The sequence below is a fragment of the Actinomadura opuntiae genome (genome assembly GCF_030283205.1).
Classification (GTDB): domain Bacteria; phylum Actinomycetota; class Actinomycetes; order Streptosporangiales; family Streptosporangiaceae; genus Spirillospora.
Map to the genome: position 1 here is coordinate 1 of NZ_JASNWF010000035.1, position 18006 is coordinate 18006.

The window sequence follows — 18006 nt, forward strand, 5'->3', positions numbered from 1 at the left end:
CTGGGCGGCCAAGTCTCCTCAGCCATCGGACGGCGACTACATGGCAGCCATACCCAGAGCCCCCGGGCCCACCGATCTTACGAACGACCAGTTCAGACCCAAGGAAAAAGGTAGGACGACATGGGAAATCTGGACGGTACGGCGGCGCTGGTGACCGGCGGCGGCAGCGGCATCGGCCTGGCGTGCGCGGTCCGGCTCGCGGAGCAGGGCGCGGCCGTCACCATCTGCGGGCGCACCGAGGACCGGCTGCGCGAGGCCGCCGCCAAGGCTGGCAAGGACATCGAGTACGTCGTCGCGGACGTCACCGACGACGCGCAGGTCGAGAACGCCGTCCAAGCGGCGGCGCGGCGCGGCCCGCTGCGGACGGTGGTGGCGTGCGCCGGCGGGTCCAGTTCCATCGGGCCGATCGCGCACCTCGACCTCGACGCCTGGCGCGCGACGATGGAGCTGAACGCCACCGGCACCATGCTGACGATCCGGCACGCGGCGCGGGCCATGGCGGGCGCGGGCGGCGGGTCGATCGTCGCGATCTCCTCGATCGCCTCGTCCAACACGCACCGCTGGTTCGGCGCGTACGGCGTGTCGAAGGCGGCCGTGGACCACCTCGTCCAGCTCGCCGCCGACGAGCTGGGCGGCGCCGGGATCCGGGTGAACGGGGTCCGCCCGGGGCTGACCCGCACGGAGCTGGTGGCGGGCATCGCCGACACCGGCCCCGTGCTGGAGGACTACCTGGCCTGCATGCCGCTCGCCCGGGTCGGCGAGCCCGAGGACATCGCCGCCGCGGTCGGGTTCCTGGCGGGCCCAGACGCGTCGTGGATCACCGGGCAGATGCTGAACGTGGACGGCGGCCACCACCTGCGCCGGGGCCCCGACTACTCCTCGGTGTTCGAGCCGCTGTTCGGCGAGGCGGCGCTGCGCGGCCTGCCCGCCGAGGAATGAGCTCGGCACGCCCGGCGGCTCAGCCGAGCCGGGCGGCGATGCGGTCGCCCGCGCCCGCGTCGCCCAGCAGCCGCGCGAACGCGGCGTCCTCGCGCTCGCGGGCGCGCCGCACCTCGTCGCGGCGGGACGCGAGCAGCAGTTCCTTGGTGGCCACCAGCGACGCGAGCGGCTTGGCCGCGATGTCCCGGGCGATCCCGCGCGCCGTGTCCAGCAGCGTCTCCGCCGGGCACGCGCGCAGCGCCAGGCCGCAGCGCACCGCCTCCTCGGCCGTGACCCAGCCGCCGGTGAACAGCGCCAGCGCCGCCTGCTGGTGGCCCATGCGCGCGGGCAGCAGGTAGCTGCCGGCGGCCTCGGGCACGACGCCCATCGACGCGAACGGCGCCATCAGGCGCGCGTGCTCGGCGATGAGCACCACGTCGCAGTGGCCCAGCATGGTGATCCCGAGTCCGACGCCCGACCCGTTCACCGCGGCCATGAGCGGCTTGGTGAAGTCGGCCAGCGCGTCCACGAGCGCGACGAACCCGCTGCCCATCTCCTGGCCCGAGCGTCCGGCGGCGTGGTCGCGGGCGATCTCGGCCATCTCCTTGATGTCGGTCCCGGCGGTGAAGGTGCGCCCCTCCCCCGTCAGCAGCACCACCGAGACGCCGTCGTCGGACGCGGCGTCACGCAGCGCCCGCGCGGTCGCGTGGTACAGCTCCTCGTCGAAGGCGTTGGCCGCGTGGGGGCGGGCGAAGACCAGCGTCCGCACCGCACCGTCGTCCTCGATCCGCAGCGTCTCGGTCATCGCCCGGTCCTCCTCAAGATCTCTGCTGGGAGATACTTGATACAATATTTGTCGATCGCCTCGGGGGTCGGGGCCCGGTGAGCGGGAGTGCCGGGGCCGTCAGGGCCGGCGGGCGGTGCGCAGGTCGCGCAGAGCGGTGGGGAGCGCCGCCATCAACAGCGCCGCGGTGAGGACGAACGCCCACGGGTAGCCCGTCCGCCCGGCGACCAGCCCGAAGCCGAGCGCGCCGATGCCCATCCCGGCGTCGTAGGCGAAGTTCCACAGCGCGCTGACCGTGCCGTATCCCGAGCGCGGCACCCGCGCGTACATGAGGGCGAGCGTGGCGTTCTGCAGCAGCCCGAACCCGACGCCGAACACCGTCACCCCGGCGATCACCGCGAACGCGCTGTGGGTGAGCGCGATGAGCAGGACGCCGGCCGCCGACAGCACCAGGCCGGGAGGGATCATCCCGGCCTGCCCGTGCCGGTCGCCGCGCCGTCCCGCCACCACGCGGGCGACGGTCGAGGCGAGCGGCTGCAGGAACAGCGCGATCGCGACGACGCCGGTCGACGCGGACGCGACCGCCAGCGGCAGGAACGTCACGATGATCCCGGCCACCAGCGCGGACGCGCCGAAGACGAGCGCGGGACGCGACAGCGCCGGCATCCGCAGCCCCGCCACGATCCCGACGGCCCGCTCACCGCCGCGCTCGCCGTCCGGCAGCCCCGGCACCGAGGCCACCGCGACGAGCGCGGCGAGCCCCGCGACGACGGCGACCGGCGTGTAGCCGACGTGCTGGGCGGTCCAGACGCCGAGCGGCAGCGCGCCCAGCGCCGGGGCGCCCGCGACGATGCCGACCAGCGCCAGCCCCTCGCCGCGCCGGTCGTCCGGGATGAGCGCGGCGGTGAGGGCGCCGCCCGCGACCACCGTGATCGCGAACCCCAGGCCGCGCAGCAGGCAGATGACCGCGATCCACGCCATGCTCGACGACGCGGTCAGCACGAGCGCGGGCGCTCCGAGCAGCACGAGCCCGCCGGCGAGCGCGACCCGGTACCCGTAGCGGCGCACCAGCCACGGGGTGCCGAGCTCGCCGCACACGGTCGCGAACATCAGCGCGCCGGTCGCCATGCCCGCCGCCCCGCCGCCTCCGCCCGTGCCCTGGGCGTACAGCGGGACGACCGACAGCAGCAGGTAGAAGCTGACCGCCGAGCCGAGGATGGACACGAACCTCAGCAGCAGCGGACGGGTCAGGAGCGGCGGCCTCGCGGCGGGTGCGGCGGCGGGGGCGGAGATCTCGGGGCAGTGCGTCATCGTCATGCCGATAACGCTAGGGACCGGGCGGATCGCCGATAAGCTCCATTTCCATGCCGCTGGAGTGGTCCGGTTTGTCGCCCGATCTGCTGCTGCCGCTCGACCGGGCGTCGGCCGAACCGCTGCGCGGCCAGCTGGAACGCCAGGTCAGGGACGCGATACGGAGCGGCCGGCTGGGGGCCGGCGAGCGGCTGCCGTCCTCGCGGGAACTGGCCCGCGCGCTGGGGCTCTCGCGCGGCCTGGTCCAGGACTGCTACGCCCAGCTGCAGGCGGAGGGGTATCTCGTCACCCGGGTCGGCTCGGCCACGCGCGTCGCGGCCGGGGCGGCGCCCGCGACCCCGCCGGCGCCGCCACCGCCCGCTCCCCCGGCCGGCCGGCTGATCGCCGACTTCCGTCCCGGCGTGCCCGACCTCGGCTCCTTCCCGATGGCCGACTGGCTGTGGGCGGTCCGCGAGGCGGGCCGGACGATCCCGACCGCCGCGCTCGACTACGGCGACCCGGCGGGCGCCGTGGCCCTGCGCGAGGTGCTGGCCGGCTACCTGCGGCGCGTCCGGGCCGCGGCCGCCGAGCCGGACCGGATCGTCGTCTGCTCCGGCCACGCCCAGGGGCTGCTGCTGGCGCTGAGCGCGCTCGCCCGCGCCGGGGTGCGGACGGTCGCCTACGAGGACCCCGGCGGCCCGCGCTCCACCAGCGGGGCCGCCGCCTGGGCCGGCCTGGACGCGGTACCGGTGCCGGTCGACGCGGACGGCGTCGACGTGCGGGCGCTCGCCGCCACCGACGCCCGCGCGGTGGTCGTCACCCCGGCGCACCAGTGGCCGACCGGCGTCGTCATGGCCCCGCACCGGCGCCTGGAGCTGATCGCGTGGGCGGCGGACCGGGACGCCGTGATCATCGAGGACGACTACGACGCCGAGTTCCGCTACGACCGCGAGCCCGTCGGCGCGCTCCAGGGCCTCGCCGCCGACCGGGTCGTCTCGATCGGCACGGTGAGCAAGTCGCTGGCGCCCGCGCTGCGCATCGGCTGGCTGCTCGCCCCGCCCGCGCTCGCCGCGGCCATCGTGGAGCACAAGCTGCTCAACGACCGCGGCTCCCCGGTGCTCGACCAGCTCGCCCTCGCCCGGCTCATCGAGTCGGGCCGCTACGACCGGCACCTGCGCCGGATGCGGCCGGTGTACGCGGCGCGCCGGGCCGCGCTGGTCGCGGCGCTCGCCGAGCACGCGCCCGGCGTCCGGGTGACGGGCCTGGACGCCGGCTTCCACGCCGTCGCGCACCTGGACGTCCCCGGCGGCGAGGCCGCGCTGATCGAGGCGGCCCGCGCCCGCGCCGTCGGCCTGCACGGGATGAGCGCGTGCCGCGCGGACGGCGCGGAGACCCCGGTGCAGCTCGTGCTCGGTTTCGGCGACACCGGCGAACGGGCCGTCCGCGCGGGGATCGCCGCCATCGGCGACCTCCTGTCACCCCGCTGACCCGGCCTCGACGGGCTCGCGGCGGCGCCGTGCGGAGACGTCGTGGCGGGCGGGGATACCGCCGTGGCGCCCCCGCCCGCGCATACCGCGCTCTGTCCTTTCAGTTCGTCCGCCGGATCAGAGGGTCTTCACCGTGCCTCCGTCGATCAGGTAGTCGGCTCCGGTGATGTTGCCGGCGACGTCGGACAGGAGGAAGGCGATCAGGGCCGCGACCTCCTGCGGTTCGGTGATGCGTCCGGTGGTGATGCCGAAGGCCGCGGGGATCTGCTCGAGGAACGCGGCGTGCTCGACGCCCGAGGCGGCCGCCACCTCGGCACCGAACCCGTCCGGTGCTTCCCAGACGGCCGTGCGGACGACACCGGGAGAGACGGTGTTGACGCGCACTCCCTGCGGGCCGAACTCCTCGGCGAGGGACTTCCCGAGCGCGGCCAGGGCCGCCTTCGCCGAGCTGTAGGCGACCGGTGCGGCGGCGGGCAGCCGCGAATTGATGGTCGAGACGTTCACGATCGAGCCGCGCCGCTCGATCAGGTCGGGCAGGGCCGCCCGGCTGGCGCGGACCGCGCTGAGCAGGTTGATGTCCAGGACGCCGGCCCACTGGGCGTCGTCGGTGTCCAGAAAGCCGCCGAGCCGCACGTCGTCACCGGCCCCGACGTTGTTCACCAGCAGGTCGATGCCGCCCAGTTCGGCGCGGGCGGCGTCGATGAAGCCGGCGACGCCGTCGGCGGTGCTCAGGTCGGCCGAGACCGCCAGCGCGCCGGTCTCCTTCAGTTCGGGGGTGATGGTGCGGGCGGCCCCCGCGACGCGGACGCCCTCGGCGACCAGCGTGCGGACGGTGGCCAGCCCGATGCCCCGTCCGGCGCCGGTGACGACCGCGGTCTTGGAGGCCAGGTTGAGTTCCATGGTCATGACCTTTCTTGGACTACAGGTACAAAATCAGGGCAGGCGAAACCCACGTATGGGACGAGCGGAAAATCGGTCAGAGAGCCTCGAGGATCCCGTCGATCACCCGGCCGAGCCGTTCCGGGCCCTCGGAGACGCGCGCCACCACGCGCATCCCCACCAAGGTGTTCATCAGCAGGCTCCCGAGGGCGGCGGCATCACGGCCGGGATCGATCTCCCCTGACCGCTGCCCCTCCTCGATGAGCGCCCGGAAGGCGCCCTCGGCCCGGTCGAGCATGCGGCGGACATGAGCGGCCGCCTCCTCGTCGACCCCGGCCAGCTCCGCCGCTGCGTTCACCGCCATGCAGCCGCGGCGGTCCGGGTCGGCCAGGTCCATCTCCACAAGGGCTCTCAGCGTCTTGCCGAGACGCTCCTTGACCGAGCCGGGCTGGTCGAGCATCTCCACCAGCTCGGCGGTCTGGGTGTCGCGGTACCGGCGGAGCGCCCGCTCATACAACCCGTGCTTGCTGCCGAACGCGTTGTACAGACTCCCCTTTCCGATACCGAGCGCGTCCACGAGGTCCTGGGGCGTGGTGGCGGCGTATCCCTTCCGCCAGAACACGTCCATGGCCTGGCCGACGGCGACCTCCGGATCGAACTGCTTGGGCCTTGCCATGCCCCGGACACTATCCCGTTCTGTACTTTGAGGTCAAGTATTGCTCGCGTCAGCGGGTCTGGGCGTGCTCGATGAGCTGGTGCAGGAACAGCGCGCCGTCGTCGGCGGCCCAGACCGACAGCAGTGCCAGCGCGACCGTGGCGATGACGAGCCAGCGGCGGAGCGGCGGCGGGGGCGCGAGCAGGGCGGCGACCCGGCGCGGCAGCGGGCCCGGGCGGCGGCGTCCGAACGCGCGGCCCGGGCCGATGCCAAGGGCCGCGACCTGGGGGCCGAGGCCGGGACGCCGGTTGTGCGCGAGGGCGGCCTTGCCGATCGCGCGGGCGACGCGCTCCCGGTCGGCTCCGGCGGCGGCCCGCTCGTCCGCCCAGCGCTCGGTCGTGAACGTCACCGCGCCGCGCAGCGGCAGCAGCAGCGGGTTGGCGGCGGCCGCGACGTGCACCAGCGCGCGGAACACGTGATGGCGCCCGGAAAGGTGGGCGCGCTCATGCGCGAGCAGCGCGCGCCGTTCGGCCTCGTCGAGGATCGACAGCATCCCGGTGGAGACGACGACGCGGCCGGGGAGCGCGAACGCGTCCGCCGCGTCGTCATCGATCACCGCGACGATCCCTTGGCCGGGCAGCGCGCGGGCCGCCCGCGCGCCCGCCAGCAGGCCCCGGACCCGGCGCGCGGCGGCCCAGCTCGCCGCCGCGAGGCTCGCCGCGAGCGCCGGGCCCGCCACGGTCGCCACGACCGGGCTGGTCTCCGGGGCGCGGTGCAGGACGTGCTCGGACAGGTGGCCGAGCGCCGCGATCATGGGCAGCCGCAGCGTCCCGCCCAGCGCCAGCTCGGCCAGCGACGCGGTGCTGGCCAGCGCCAGCACGACGGCCGTCGCGGTGAGCAGCCACGTCGCGGTGCGCGGCGGGAGCCGTCCCGACAGCGGGCGCGCGGCGAGGGCCATCACGGCGGGCAGCACCAGGGGCAGCAGGCCGTCCGGGTCCATCGCCGCTCACCCGCCTCCGAGCAGCGCGCGGACCAGCCGCTCGTCCTGGTCGGACAGGCACTCCACGAACCGGGCGAGGACCGCGGCGCGGTCGGGCCGCCCGTCCATGGCCTGGTGCATCCGCCGCGCGATCAGCCCCGGCTCGTCGCTCACCGGCGCGTACCGGTAGGCGCGGCCGGCCTTGCCGCGCACCAGCAGTCCCTTGCCGTGCATGCGGGTCAGGATCGTCACGACCGTGGTGTAGGCCAGGTCGCCGCCGAGGCGCTGCCGGACGGCCGCCGCGGACAGCGGCTCCGCCGCCCGCTGCAGCACGTCCATGATCTCCGACTCCAGGGCGCCCGCGGCCCTGCGCCCGCCGTTCACGGCCGGCCTCCCGGCGGGCCGCGGCACGGTCAGCGCGCCCGCCGGTGGGCGCCGCGCGAGCCCGCCGGCCGCCGCGGCGCCTGCGACCGCGGCTCCGCCCCCGGCCCGTACTGCCCGGGCGGCCCCTGCTGCCCAGGCTGCCCGTACTGCCCAGGCTGACCGGGCTGACCGGGCTGACCGGGCTGACCGGGCTGACCGGGCTGACCGGGCTGCCCGTACTGGCCCGGCTGGCCATACTGCCCCGGCTGGCCCGGCTGGCCATACTGCCCCGGCTGACCGGGCTGGCCCGACTGGCCGTACTGGCCCGACTGGCCATACTGACCGGGCTGCTCGTGCCGACCGGACGGGCCGGGCTGCTCGTGCTGGCCGGGGGTCCGGGCGCGGGAGCCCGCGCCCCGGCGCCGCGCCTTCAGCAGTTCGAGCGCGACGGGGATGAGGGACACCGCGACGATCACCGCGACGGCGGGCAGCAGGTACTTGTCCACGTCCGGGATCGAGGACCCGAGCAGGTAGCCGCCCAGCACCAGGCCGAGGCTCCACACCAGCCCGCCGGCGATCTGCCAGAGGGTGAACACCCGCGTCGGCACGTCCAGGGCGCCGGCCAGCGGATTCAGGACGGTCCGGACGACCGGGACGAACCGGGCCAGCACGATGGCCTTGCCGTGCCCGTACCGGGCGAGGAACTCCTCCGCCCGCTGCACCCCTTCCAGCAGGTGCCGGTTGCGGCTGCGGGCGAGCAGCGCGCGCCCGCCGCGCCGCCCGATGACGAAGCCCGTCTGCGCGCCGGCCAGCGCGCCGAAGGCCGCGGCGGCCAGCACCGCCGGCAGCGAGAGGCGGGTGTCGCCGTGCGAGCTCGCGGTGCACAGCAGCCCGGCGGTGAACAGCAGCGAGTCGCCCGGCAGGAAGAAGCCGACGAGCAGCCCGGTCTCGGCGAACATCACCACGGCGATGCCGATCGCGCCGAAGGCCGCCAGCAGGGATCCCGCGTCCAGCGGGTTCACCGCCGCGGGCAGCGCGCCGATGGCGTCGATCATGGGATCCCCCGTTTCCAGGGACCGGGCCCGCGCCCGGTCCGGCGTCCCCGAAATCTACACGCTTGTAGATGGAGGTCGCGACCGCGTCGCACCGGGTGATCATCGCACGGCGGGACGGGCCGGCGGGGCGGAAGCGGGATCATCGAGCGGATCCTCCGGACCGGACCGGCCGCCCGCCGCACGGCGCAGCCGGGACCGGGCCGCGCGGGGCAGCCCGGAGCGGCCCGCCCTGCGCAGCGCGGGCAGCGCCGCCCGCGCGGGCCATCCGCCGGCGGCGATGCGCAGCGCGAGTTCGCCGGTCTCGGCGACGTGGGGCTCCAGCCGGTCGCCGGCGGCCCGGGTCAGCCGGGGCCGGACGGGCAGGACCACCCCGCGGTGCGCGGTCCCGTCCGAGGTCAGCCGAACCTCGACGGCGCTGCCGTCCGCGTCCAGCCGCAGCCACAGGCCCCACGACCGGTCGGCGAGGCCAGTCGGGCGGATGACGGTCTCCGGGACGAACACCGCCTCCCACGTGATCTCGCCGTTCCACAGCCGGACGGTCGCCGGCACCTCGAACACGCGGTCCGTCCGGTGCCGGTCGCGGATCTCCAGCGCGCCCCCCAGCCCGGTCCCGGGGCCGATCCGGCCGAGCGGGTTGACGACGGTCCCGGACATGCGCAGGGCCCGGCCGACGCGGCACATCCGGGTGACCCGACCGCCGAGCCGCAGCGAGCCGAGCGGGGCGGTCGCGATGCCGAGGTCGGTGATGTCCAGGACGCGGCGTCCCAGCGCGGTGCCCAGGTGGGCGCCCGGCCAGTAGACGCGGCCGTCCCGTTCGACGGGCTCGACCGCCAGGACGGGTTTCCCGGTCCCGCGCGGCGCGTAGTCGGCGGCGGCCATCGCCGCGTCGGCGCGTCCTTCCAGGACCATCAGCGCGGCGATCGCCGGGACGCGGCCGGCCTTCTCGATGAGGGTCTCGTCGAGTTCGGCGAGGTAGGAGCGGGCCAGCTCGATGAACGCCTCCCGGTGCCCGGGGTCGCGGCCGCGCAGCTCGCGCAGGCAGCGCGGCAGTACCCGGCCGACGAACCGCGCCTCCACGCGCCGCGCGAGCGCCTCCGCGTCCCGGGCGCGCAGCGCCGCTCCGGTACGCCGCAGGATCTCCAGCCGGTCGGCGAAGTCGCCGAGATCGGTGCGCGGGACGTCCCCGGAGCAGGCGAAGCGGTTGTAGGCGCGGTCGGGGACGACCACGATCGCCTCGGCGGCCGCGTAGGCGCGGGCGGTGAACAGCAGGTCGGCGTGGCGCAGCCGGTCGACGAACCGCAGGCCCTCGCGGTCGAGGAACGCGCGCCGGTAGCACTTGCCGGCGGATGACGCGTCGTCCAGCAGCGCCGGCGCGTCCATGATCCCGGCGTGGAGCCGCCGTTCCTCGTGCAGCTTCGGGAACCGGGTCCGCTCCCCGTCGCGGGACACCCGGACGCGGCGCCCCGCCACCAGGTCGGCGCCCGCCTGCGCGGCGGCGGTCACCATGGTCTTGCAGGCGTGCGGGTCGAGGGTGTCGCCGCCGTCCAGGAACATCACGTACCTGCCGCGCGCGTAGCGCAGGCCGAGGTTGCGGGCCCGGCCGTCGCCGCCCGACCGCTCCGGCACGGCGAACGCCCGCACCCGGTCCGCGGCGCCCGCGACCAGCCGCGGCACCGCCCGCGCCACCGGGCCGCCGCCCGCCTCGCCGACGATCACCACCTCGACGCCGGGCAGCGACTGCTCCAGCGCCGAGCGGACCGCGCGGGCGAGCCGGCGCGGATCGTCGCGGGCCACCACGACGACGGTCACGTCCGGATCCGGCAGCAATCGGCCCACCTCCTCGCCCCGGCGGAGTCGCCGGCGGCCGCACCGGTGAATGCATGAGGCCACTGGCCGGATCGTAGGAGGCGGAGGGTTATCGGAACGTAAGCGCCGCGGCACCCTCCCGCGAACACCGGACGTCCGATAACACGCGGCGGGCCGGACGGTCAGGCGATGCGGCCGACGCCGCCCAGGTACGAGGGGACGGTGAAATCGGGCGGCGTGTCATCCCGCCGCCAGCTCTGCACCGGGACGAGCCCGGGCTCCAGAAGCCCGGTGCCGGTGAACAGCTTCTCGATCGAGGCGCGGCTGCGCAGGGTGAACGACCCGGACGGCGTCCTGGTGTAGATCTGCCCGATCTCTTCGAACGCCTCTCCCGGCCGCTCGCCGGGGAACGGATGCGACACGATGAGGTGGCTGCCCGCGGTGCAGCGCTCCCGGAACGCGCCGACGATCGCGGCGGCCTCCGTGTCGTCCGGCACGAACTGCAGCACGGCGCAGAAGACGACGGCGACCGGTTCGGAGAAGTCGATCCGGGACTCGATGTCCGGATGGTCCAGGACGCTCTGCGGGTCGCGCAGGTCGCCGTCCACGACCGTGGCGGCCGGGCTGGCGGCGAGCAGCGCGCGGGCGTGCACCAGCACCATCGGATCGTTGTCGACGTACACCACGCGCGAGTCGGGGGCGCAGCGCAGCGCCACCTGGTGCACGTTCTCCTGCGTCGGCAGCCCGGCCCCGACGTCGAGGAACTGGCGGACGCCGGCCTCGGCGGCGGCCTGCACGGCCCGGCCGAGGAAGCCGCGGTTGTCGCGGGCCGCGACCCGGATGTCGGTGCCGCTCTCCCGGCTGGCCGCGATGACCTTCTCGGCCGCGTCCCGGTCCACCTGATAGTTGTCCTTGCCCATCAGGTAGTAGTCGTACATCCGCGCCACGCTGGGAACGGTGGTGTCGACCCCCGCCGGCGCCTGCTCGGGACCGCTCACCGGCCACCGCCTTCCGTTCGTGCCCTGTGCGGTCACCCTATAGTCGTCAGCCCGCTCACTCCGCCGAGACGAACGATCTTTCCGGGAGCGCGGGCCGCTCCCCACCCGGCCTCCGATAGCGTCGCGTCCATGCGGCTTCATGTGGGATGCGCGATGTGGGCGCACACGCCGTGGCAGGGCCGTTTCCTGCCCCATCCGCTGCCTCCGGCCGAGCGCCTGCACGCCTACGCGTCGTGGTGCAACGCCGTGGAGGGCAACACGACGTTCTACGCGACGCCCACGCCCGCGACGGTGGAGTCGTGGGCGCGGCAGACCGCGCCGGACTTCCGCTTCCTGCTCAAGCTGCCGAAGACGATCACGCACGAGCGCCGGCTGGCGGGCGCCGACGAGGAGCTGCGGTCGTTCCTGGCGGCGGTCGAACCGCTCGGCCCGCGCGTCCACGCCCTCTGGGTGCAGCTGCCGGGCTCGTTCGGGCCGAACGACCTCGGCGCGCTGGCGGCGTTCCTGCGCCGCCTGCCGCCCGCGTACCGGTACGCCGCCGAGGTCCGGCACCGCGCGTTCTTCGAGGACCCGCGCCGCGCGCGCGACCTCGAACGCGTCCTCGGCCTGGCCGGCGCGGAGTGGGTGCCGTTCGACACCACGGTCCTGTTCCAGACCCCGCCGACCAGCGACGCCGAGCGGGACGCCTGGACGAAGAAGCCGCGCGTGCCGCGCCGGGCGCCCGCCCTCACCGATCGCCCGGTCGTCCGCTACCTCGGCCGGGACGACACCGCCCGCACGGTCGAGGGCTGGCGGCCGTGGGCGGAGAAGGTCGCCGGGTGGTTGCGCGAGGGGCGCTCGCCGACGGTGTTCGTCCACACCCCCGACAACGCCGAGGCGCTTCCCCTGGCGCGGCGCTTCCACGACGACGTGCGGGCTCTCGTCCCCGAACTCGAACCGCTCCCCGAGCCCCTCCCGGCCGAGCCCCCGACGCTCTTCTAGGGCGGACGTCCGGTGGTTCAGGACGCGACGAGGCGCTCCGAGAGCGTCCAGAGCCGGTCGGCGTGCCCGGGGTCCAGCGCGTAGGGCAGGTAGTGGCCGCGCGGCGGGTCGCCTTCCCCGGTCCACGGCTCGGCGATCGCGCAGTCGTCGAGGTACCGGCCGCCCACGCCTTCGAGCTCCGGTGCGACCGCCGCCCAGACGGAGGTGGCCGCGCCCTGCGCGGGGGTCTTCCAGCCGGGCGGTTCGACCGGGTGGCCGAACTCGTCCGCCCAGCCCATCTCCTGCAGCCGGTCCAGCGTGATGTGACGTTGCAGCCCCGTCATGATGCCGCCCGGCATCACGGCGTTGCAGGTGATGCCCTCCCCCGCGTAGCGCGCGGTCAGGCCGACCGCGAACAGGGCGTTGGCCGTCTTCGACTGCCCGTAGGCGACCCACGGGTCGTACGGGCGGCGTTCGAAGTTGGGGTCGTCGAAGTCGATGTCGCTCCGGCGGTGCGCGCGCGATGACAGCGACACCACCCGCGCCGTGCCCGCCGCGCGCAGCGCGGGCAGCAGGCCCGTCGTGAACGCGAAGTGGCCGAGGTGGTTGGTGCCGAACTGCGACTCGAACCCGTCGGCGGTGCGGGTCAGCGGCGTCGCCATGATCCCGGCGTTGGCGACCAGGATGTGCAGCGGCCGGCCGGTCGCCACGTGCCGCTCCGTCCACCGCCTGACGGACTCCAGCGAGCCGAGGTCGAGCGGCCGGAACACGACCAGCTCGTTGCCCGTCTCCTTGCGCAGCAGCTCCGCGGCCCGCTCCCCGTTGTCGGGGTTCCGGCCCGCCAGCACGACGCGCGCGCCCGCCGCGGCCAGGGCGCGCGCGGTCTCGGCGCCGAGGCCGGACGCTCCGCCGGTCACGATCGCCTCCTTGCCGGTCAGGTCGTGGCCGGCGACCACGTCGGCGGCGGTCGAGGACGCTCCGTAGGTCATCGCATTCTCCTCGGATCGGTGATGCCACGAGGCTCCCGCTCGGCGCGGCGCCGCGTCAGGGCGCGCTGTTCCTGGCAGTGACGGGGCTACCCACACCGCCGCGGCGCCTGCGAGACTCGACGGGTGGACAGGTCGAACGGGCTCGGCGGCTTCCTGCGGGCCCGCCGCGGACGGCTGCGGCCGTCCGACGTCGGGCTTCCCGAGGGGACGGGCCTCCGCCGCATCCCCGGGCTGCGGCGCGAGGAGCTGGCCGCGCTGTCCGGAGTGAGCATCGACTACTACATCCGGCTGGAACAGGGCAAGGAGACCAACCCGAGCAACGCCGTGCTCGACGCCCTCGCCCGCGCGCTGATGCTGGACGAGGAGGAGCACGCCCACCTGTACGCGCTCGCCAACCACGCCGCGCACCGCACGTTCCCGGCACGGCGCCGCGACGCCCCGGACGTGCGTCCCGCGATCCGGCTGCTGCTCGACAACCTCCGCCCGTGCCCCGCGTACGCGCTGACCGCGACCAGCGACGTCCTGGCGGGCAACCCGGAGGCGTTCGCCCTCTTCGCGGGCATCGCCGACTGGCCGGAGCACCGCCGCAACACCATCCGGTACGTCTTCCTGCATCCGGTGGCCCGCGACCTGTTCCCCGACTGGGACCATTCGGCCCGCCGGTGCGTCGCGAACCTGCGCGGCGTCCTGGCCGCCGACCCGCAGGCACCGGGCCTCGATCCTCTGGTGGACGAGCTCACCGCGCAGAGCGCGGAGTTCGCCCGCCTCTGGAACCGCTACGACGTGCGGGACCGGCGCAGCGAGAAGAAGTCCTTCCACCACCCTGTCGCCGGGGCCATGACCCTCGACTACGAGGTGCTGCGGGTCAGCAACACCGGCGTGCGTCTCGCGGTCTACCAGGCCCCGCCCGGCACGCCCGACCGCGACGCCCTCACTCTGCTGTCCCTGGCGACGGACCCCGCCTACACCGGCCAGGATCACCGCCGCGTATGACCGCCTACGACGTCGTCGTCGCCGGTGGCGGCCACAACGGTCTCGTCGCCGCCGCTTATCTCGCGGGCGCGGGCCGCCGGGTGCTGGTGCTGGAACGGCTCCCTCATCTCGGCGGGCTGGCCGTGTCGGCGCGGCCCTTTCCCGGCGTGGACGCGCGGGTCTCCCGGTACTCCTACCTGGTCAGCCTGCTGCCGACGAAGATCGTCCGGGATCTGGGGCTGCCGGTCGAGCTGCGGCGGCGCCGGTTCGCGTCGTACACGCCGTCCGGCGGCACGGGCGTGCTGGTCGACGACGCCGACGGCGCCCGCACCGCCGCGTCGTTCGCGTCCGTCACCGGCGACGACCGGGACCACACCGCATGGCTCGCCTTCTATGGGGCCGCCGGTGACGTCGCGCGGCGCGTCGCGCCCACGCTGCTGGAACCGCTGCCCAGCCGTGCGGACCTGCGCGCAGCGGTCGGCTCCGGCGAGGCGTGGCGGCTGTTCTTCGAGCGTCCGATCGGCGTGTCGGTGGACGAGCGGTTCCACCACGACACGGTGCGCGGGATCGTGCTGACCGACGCCCTGATCGGCACCTTCGCCGATCCGGCGGACCCGTCGCTGCTCGCGAACCGCTGCCTGCTCTACCACGTGATCGGGAACGGCACCGGCGACTGGAACGTGCCGGTCGGCGGGATGGGCGCGGTGACGGAGGCGCTCGCCGCCACGGCGCGAGCGGCGGGCGCGGAGCTGCGCACCGGCATGGAGGTCCTCGCGATCGACCCGGCATCGGGCGAGGTGGCCTTCCGCGGCGAGGACGGCGCCGAGCACACGGTCACCGGGCACCGGATCCTCGCCGCGCTGCCTCCGGCGGTGCTGTCCCGGCTCCTCGGCGAGCCCCCGCACGATCCGCCGGAGGGCTCGCAGCTGAAGGTGAACATGGTGCTCGCCCGCCTGCCTCGGCTGCGCGACCCGTCGGTCCGTCCCGAGGAGGCGTTCGGCGGCACCTTCCACATCAACGAGGGACGCGACCAGCTCGCCGCCGCCTACGCGCAGGCGGCGGCCGGGACGATCCCCGCCGTTCCCCCGGCGGAGGTGTACTGCCACTCCCTGACGGACCCGTCGATCCTGGGCGCGGACCTGCGCCAGTCGGGAGCGCACACCCTGACGCTGTTCGGCCTGTACATGCCCGCCCGGCTGTTCCGCTCCGATCCCGCGCGGGCGCGCGACGAGGCGCTGCGCGCGACGCTCGCCTCGTTCGATTCCGTGCTCGCCGAGCCGATCGAGGACTGCCTGCTGCGCGCACCGGACGGCACCCCCTGCCTGGAGGTGAAGACGCCCGTCGACCTCGAACGCGACGCGGGCCTGCCCGGCGGCCACATCTTCCACCGCGATCTCTCCTGGCCCTACGCGGAGGACGGGCCCGCCGGCCGGTGGGGCGTCGAGACCGCTCACCCGCGCCTGCTGCTGTGCGGCGCGGGCGCCCGCCGCGGCGGGGGCGTGAGCGGCATCCCCGGCCACAACGCCGCCCGCGCCGTCCTCGAAGCGCGCTAGATCTGGAGCTGGTCGGCCAGGCGGGCACGGTGGACGCTCGGCGAGCCGAACAGGAGCTCGGAGCTCTTGGCGCGCTTGTAGTAGAGGTGCGCGTCGTGCTCCCAGGTGTAGCCGACGCCTCCGTGGTACTGGACCATGTTCGTGGCCGTCTGGAAGTAGGCGGGGCCGATGTAGGTCTGCGCGAGCGCGGCGGCCGTCGGCAGCTCGGCCACGTCGTGGTCGGCGGTCCAGGCGGCGTAGCGCAGGACGGACTGGGCGAGCTCCCAGGCGCCGTACATGTCGGCGCAGCCGTGCTTGACGGCCTGGTAGGAGCCGATGGGGCGGCCGAACTGCACCCGCGCCTTCGCGTACTCGACGGTCAGCTCCGTCGCCCGCCGCATCCCGCCGACCTGCTCGGCGGCGAGCGCGACGGCGGCGCGGCCGGCGACGGTCTCCAGCGCGGCGCCGGGGTCGGCGCTGACCAGCCGGCGGGCGGGCGTTGCGGCGAAGGCGACCTTGGCGAGCCGCCGGGTCGGGTCGAGACCGGTCAGGGCCGTCCGGGTGACGCCGGGTGCGCCGCGCTCCACCGCGAACCAGCCGGGCCCGCCGGACGTGCGCGCGTAGACGAGGATCAGGTCGGCGGAGTCGCCGGCGAGGACCGGGCTCTTGGTGCCGGTCAGCTCCCAGCGGCCGTCGCGCTCGGCGGCCGTGGTGGCGCCGCCCGCGAGGTCCCAGGTGCCGTCCTCCGCGGCGGCGACCGTCCCGATGAGGTCGCCGGCGGCCAGCCTCGGCAGGTGGTCGCCGCCGGCGCCGACGTCGTCGAGGGCGAGCAGCACGTCGGTGGCCAGCACGGCCGAGGCCAGGAACGGCGACGGCGTCAGCGCGGCGCCGAGTTCCTCCAGGACCACGGCGCGCTCCACGTTGCCCGCGCCGGCGCCGCCGAACGCCTCCGGCACGACCAGGCCGAGGACGCCGAGGTCGCCGAGGGTGCGCCACAGCGCGCGGTCGAACCCGTCCGCGGAGTCCATCGCCTCGCGGACCGCCGCGCTCGGCGCCCGGTCGGCGAGGACCTTGCGGACGGTCGCCCGCAGCTCCTCCTGCTCGGGGTCCAGTACGAGCCTCATCGGGCGTCCTCCGTCCGCTGCGTGCCGACCCTGAGTTCGCGGAACGGGACGTCCCGGTCCACCTGCGGTTCCTTCGGCAGCCCGAGGATCCGCTCGCCGATGATGCTGCGCTGCACCTCGTTGGTGCCGCCCGCGATGCTCGTCGCGGGCGCGGAGTTGATGCCGAGCGCGAGGTCGTCGCCGTGCCGGTCACCCGGTTCCCACGCGACCGCGCCGGCGCCGGCCAGCTCCCCGGCGACCTCGATCGCGCGGCGCAGCTGGAGCGCACCGGCGAGCTTGGCGACCGAGCCCCGCGCGCCCGGCGGACGACCCGCCTGGATCTCCTGCCGCATCCGCGCGTTGAACAGCTCCAGCGCGCGCTCGTGCGCGTACAGCCCGGCGAGCCGCTCGCGGTGCGCCGGGACGTCGGTGGCGCCCTTCCGGCGGGCCAGGGCGAGCACCGCCTCGAAGCCGAGCGCGCTGCTGCGTGACGGGCGGGCCGAGCCGATCGACACCCGCTCGTGCCCGAGCATGGTGATCGCCGCCCGCCACCCCTGCCCGACCTCGCCGATGACCGCGTCGGCGGGGATGCGCACGTCGTCCAGGTAGACCTCGTTGAACGGCGCCTTGCCGGACATGTCCTTCAACGGCCGGACGGTCACGCCGGGCGCGTGCATGTCCACGATGAACATCGTGAGTCCCGCATGCTTCGGGACGTCGGGGTCGGTCCGGGCCAGCAGTGCGCCGAAGTCGGCCCACTGGGCGTTGGTCGTCCACACCTTCTGCCCGTTCACCACCCAGCCGCCGTCGTCGCGGACGGCCCGCGCCTGCAGGCTCGCCACGTCCGACCCGGCGCCCGGCTCGGAGAACAGCTGGCACCAGATCTCCTCGCCGCTCAACAGTTTCGGCAGGTAGCGGCTCTTCTGCTCGGGCGTGCCGAGGTCGACCAGCGTCGGCCCGCACATGCCCATGTTGACGATGAAGGGGTAGGTGGGCAGGTCGTACTCGGCGGCCTCCTCGGCGAAGATCTGCTGCTCGGCCGTGCCGAGGCCCTGCCCGCCCGCCTCCTGCGGCCAGGTGATGCCGGCGAAGCCCGCCGCGTACAGCGCCGCCTGGAACCGCTTGGCCTCGCTCAGCTGCTCGGCGGGCGGCAGGCCGCCGACCGGGCCGGGGGCGTTGTCGGCGAGCCATGCGCGCGCCCTCGCGCGGTAGTCGTCTGTCATCTCGTCGTCTCCG

General features: G+C 75.2%; 17 protein-coding genes. 5 read left to right on the forward strand and 12 right to left on the reverse strand.

Annotated elements, in window-relative coordinates:
- The first annotated feature begins 120 nt into the window (after positions 1-120).
- Entirely contained in the window at positions 121-939 is an 819-nt protein-coding gene (locus QP089_RS44965; protein WP_285920721.1) for an SDR family oxidoreductase, read from the forward strand.
- A 19-nt stretch (positions 940-958) separates the two neighbouring features.
- Here QP089_RS44965 and QP089_RS44970 read toward each other — a convergent pair whose 3' ends face one another.
- Together QP089_RS44970 and QP089_RS44975 are read right to left on the reverse strand one after the other, a co-directional pair.
- A complete protein-coding gene (locus QP089_RS44970) occupies positions 959-1723 on the reverse strand; it encodes an enoyl-CoA hydratase/isomerase family protein (protein WP_285920722.1) in 765 nt (254 codons plus the stop codon).
- Between the two features lie 99 nt (positions 1724-1822).
- Positions 1823-3019 carry an MFS transporter gene (locus tag QP089_RS44975; RefSeq protein ID WP_285920723.1) on the reverse strand — a complete coding sequence of 399 codons (1197 nt, stop codon included), beginning with the start codon at positions 3017-3019 and terminating at the stop codon, positions 1823-1825.
- A 47-nt stretch (positions 3020-3066) separates the two neighbouring features.
- Between QP089_RS44975 and pdxR the strand changes: the two genes are divergently transcribed.
- Positions 3067-4479: a MocR-like pyridoxine biosynthesis transcription factor PdxR gene (gene pdxR, locus QP089_RS44980; protein WP_285920724.1), complete on the forward strand. Its 1413-nt coding sequence runs from the start codon at positions 3067-3069 to the stop codon at positions 4477-4479.
- A 117-nt stretch (positions 4480-4596) separates the two neighbouring features.
- Here the strand turns inward: pdxR and QP089_RS44985 are convergent, their stop codons facing one another.
- The 7 genes from QP089_RS44985 to QP089_RS45015 all read right to left on the reverse strand — a co-directional run bounded on the left by QP089_RS44985 (position 4597) and on the right by QP089_RS45015 (position 11214).
- Entirely contained in the window at positions 4597-5385 is a 789-nt protein-coding gene (locus QP089_RS44985; protein ID WP_285920725.1) for an oxidoreductase, read from the reverse strand.
- Between the two features lie 70 nt (positions 5386-5455).
- A complete protein-coding gene (locus QP089_RS44990; protein WP_285920726.1) occupies positions 5456-6034 on the reverse strand; it encodes a TetR/AcrR family transcriptional regulator in 579 nt (192 codons plus the stop codon).
- 49 nt (positions 6035-6083) lie between these two features.
- The gene (locus QP089_RS44995; RefSeq protein ID WP_285920727.1) at positions 6084-7013 is read right to left on the reverse strand and encodes a M56 family metallopeptidase; all 930 of its coding nucleotides are present in this window, start codon (positions 7011-7013) and stop codon (positions 6084-6086) included.
- A gap of 6 nt (positions 7014-7019) precedes the next feature.
- On the reverse strand, positions 7020-7376 hold the full coding sequence (locus QP089_RS45000; protein ID WP_285920728.1) for a BlaI/MecI/CopY family transcriptional regulator: 357 nt from the start codon (positions 7374-7376) through the stop codon (positions 7020-7022).
- 29 nt (positions 7377-7405) lie between these two features.
- Positions 7406-8410: a DedA family protein gene (locus QP089_RS45005; RefSeq protein ID WP_285920729.1), complete on the reverse strand. Its 1005-nt coding sequence runs from the start codon at positions 8408-8410 to the stop codon at positions 7406-7408.
- A gap of 99 nt (positions 8411-8509) precedes the next feature.
- On the reverse strand, positions 8510-10237 hold the full coding sequence (locus tag QP089_RS45010; RefSeq protein ID WP_285920730.1) for a glycosyltransferase family 2 protein: 1728 nt from the start codon (positions 10235-10237) through the stop codon (positions 8510-8512).
- A gap of 161 nt (positions 10238-10398) precedes the next feature.
- Positions 10399-11214, reverse strand: coding sequence for an SAM-dependent methyltransferase (locus QP089_RS45015; protein ID WP_285920731.1), 816 nt, complete (start codon positions 11212-11214; stop codon positions 10399-10401).
- Positions 11215-11343: 129 nt separating this feature from the next.
- Here QP089_RS45015 and QP089_RS45020 point away from each other — a divergent pair, with 129 nt between their 5' ends.
- On the forward strand, positions 11344-12195 hold the full coding sequence (locus tag QP089_RS45020; RefSeq protein WP_285920732.1) for a DUF72 domain-containing protein: 852 nt from the start codon (positions 11344-11346) through the stop codon (positions 12193-12195).
- A gap of 17 nt (positions 12196-12212) precedes the next feature.
- Here QP089_RS45020 and QP089_RS45025 read toward each other — a convergent pair whose 3' ends face one another.
- Positions 12213-13163 carry an oxidoreductase gene (locus QP089_RS45025; RefSeq protein ID WP_285920733.1) on the reverse strand — a complete coding sequence of 317 codons (951 nt, stop codon included), beginning with the start codon at positions 13161-13163 and terminating at the stop codon, positions 12213-12215.
- Between the two features lie 123 nt (positions 13164-13286).
- Between QP089_RS45025 and QP089_RS45030 the strand changes: the two genes are divergently transcribed.
- Together QP089_RS45030 and QP089_RS45035 are read left to right on the forward strand one after the other, a co-directional pair.
- A complete protein-coding gene (locus QP089_RS45030; protein WP_285920734.1) occupies positions 13287-14156 on the forward strand; it encodes a helix-turn-helix transcriptional regulator in 870 nt (289 codons plus the stop codon).
- Entirely contained in the window at positions 14153-15688 is a 1536-nt protein-coding gene (locus QP089_RS45035; protein ID WP_285920735.1) for a phytoene desaturase family protein, read from the forward strand. Before QP089_RS45030 ends, QP089_RS45035 begins: the two co-directional genes overlap by 4 nt.
- On the opposite strand, the gene QP089_RS45040 is transcribed toward QP089_RS45035, so the two are convergent.
- Both QP089_RS45040 and QP089_RS45045 read right to left on the reverse strand, forming a co-directional pair.
- Positions 15685-16791, reverse strand: a complete 1107-nt coding sequence (locus QP089_RS45040; protein WP_285920736.1) for an acyl-CoA dehydrogenase family protein — start codon at positions 16789-16791, stop codon at positions 15685-15687. The two genes, QP089_RS45035 and QP089_RS45040, sit on opposite strands and share 4 nt — an antisense overlap.
- On the reverse strand, positions 16788-17993 hold the full coding sequence (locus QP089_RS45045; RefSeq protein ID WP_285920737.1) for an acyl-CoA dehydrogenase family protein: 1206 nt from the start codon (positions 17991-17993) through the stop codon (positions 16788-16790). Before QP089_RS45045 ends, QP089_RS45040 begins: the two co-directional genes overlap by 4 nt.
- Between the last annotated feature and the right edge of the window lie 13 nt (positions 17994-18006).

Excerpts from the sequence above, each read along its gene's own strand:
- QP089_RS44990 (WP_285920726.1), bottom strand. The coding sequence starts at position 6,034 with ATGGCAAGGCCCAAGCAGTTCGATCCGGAGGTCGCCGTCGGCCAGGCC.
- QP089_RS45020 (WP_285920732.1), top strand. The coding sequence starts at position 11,344 with ATGCGGCTTCATGTGGGATGCGCGATGTGGGCGCACACGCCGTGGCAG.
- pdxR (WP_285920724.1), top strand. The coding sequence starts at position 3,067 with ATGCCGCTGGAGTGGTCCGGTTTGTCGCCCGATCTGCTGCTGCCGCTC.
- QP089_RS45005 (WP_285920729.1), bottom strand. The coding sequence starts at position 8,410 with ATGATCGACGCCATCGGCGCGCTGCCCGCGGCGGTGAACCCGCTGGAC.
- QP089_RS44965 (WP_285920721.1), top strand. The coding sequence starts at position 121 with ATGGGAAATCTGGACGGTACGGCGGCGCTGGTGACCGGCGGCGGCAGC.
- QP089_RS45040 (WP_285920736.1), bottom strand. The coding sequence starts at position 16,791 with ATGAGGCTCGTACTGGACCCCGAGCAGGAGGAGCTGCGGGCGACCGTC.
- QP089_RS45045 (WP_285920737.1), bottom strand. The coding sequence starts at position 17,993 with ATGACAGACGACTACCGCGCGAGGGCGCGCGCATGGCTCGCCGACAAC.
- QP089_RS44985 (WP_285920725.1), bottom strand. The coding sequence starts at position 5,385 with ATGACCATGGAACTCAACCTGGCCTCCAAGACCGCGGTCGTCACCGGC.
- QP089_RS44970 (WP_285920722.1), bottom strand. The coding sequence starts at position 1,723 with ATGACCGAGACGCTGCGGATCGAGGACGACGGTGCGGTGCGGACGCTG.
- QP089_RS45025 (WP_285920733.1), bottom strand. The coding sequence starts at position 13,163 with ATGACCTACGGAGCGTCCTCGACCGCCGCCGACGTGGTCGCCGGCCAC.
- QP089_RS45035 (WP_285920735.1), top strand. The coding sequence starts at position 14,153 with ATGACCGCCTACGACGTCGTCGTCGCCGGTGGCGGCCACAACGGTCTC.
- QP089_RS44975 (WP_285920723.1), bottom strand. The coding sequence starts at position 3,019 with ATGACGATGACGCACTGCCCCGAGATCTCCGCCCCCGCCGCCGCACCC.
- QP089_RS44995 (WP_285920727.1), bottom strand. The coding sequence starts at position 7,013 with ATGGACCCGGACGGCCTGCTGCCCCTGGTGCTGCCCGCCGTGATGGCC.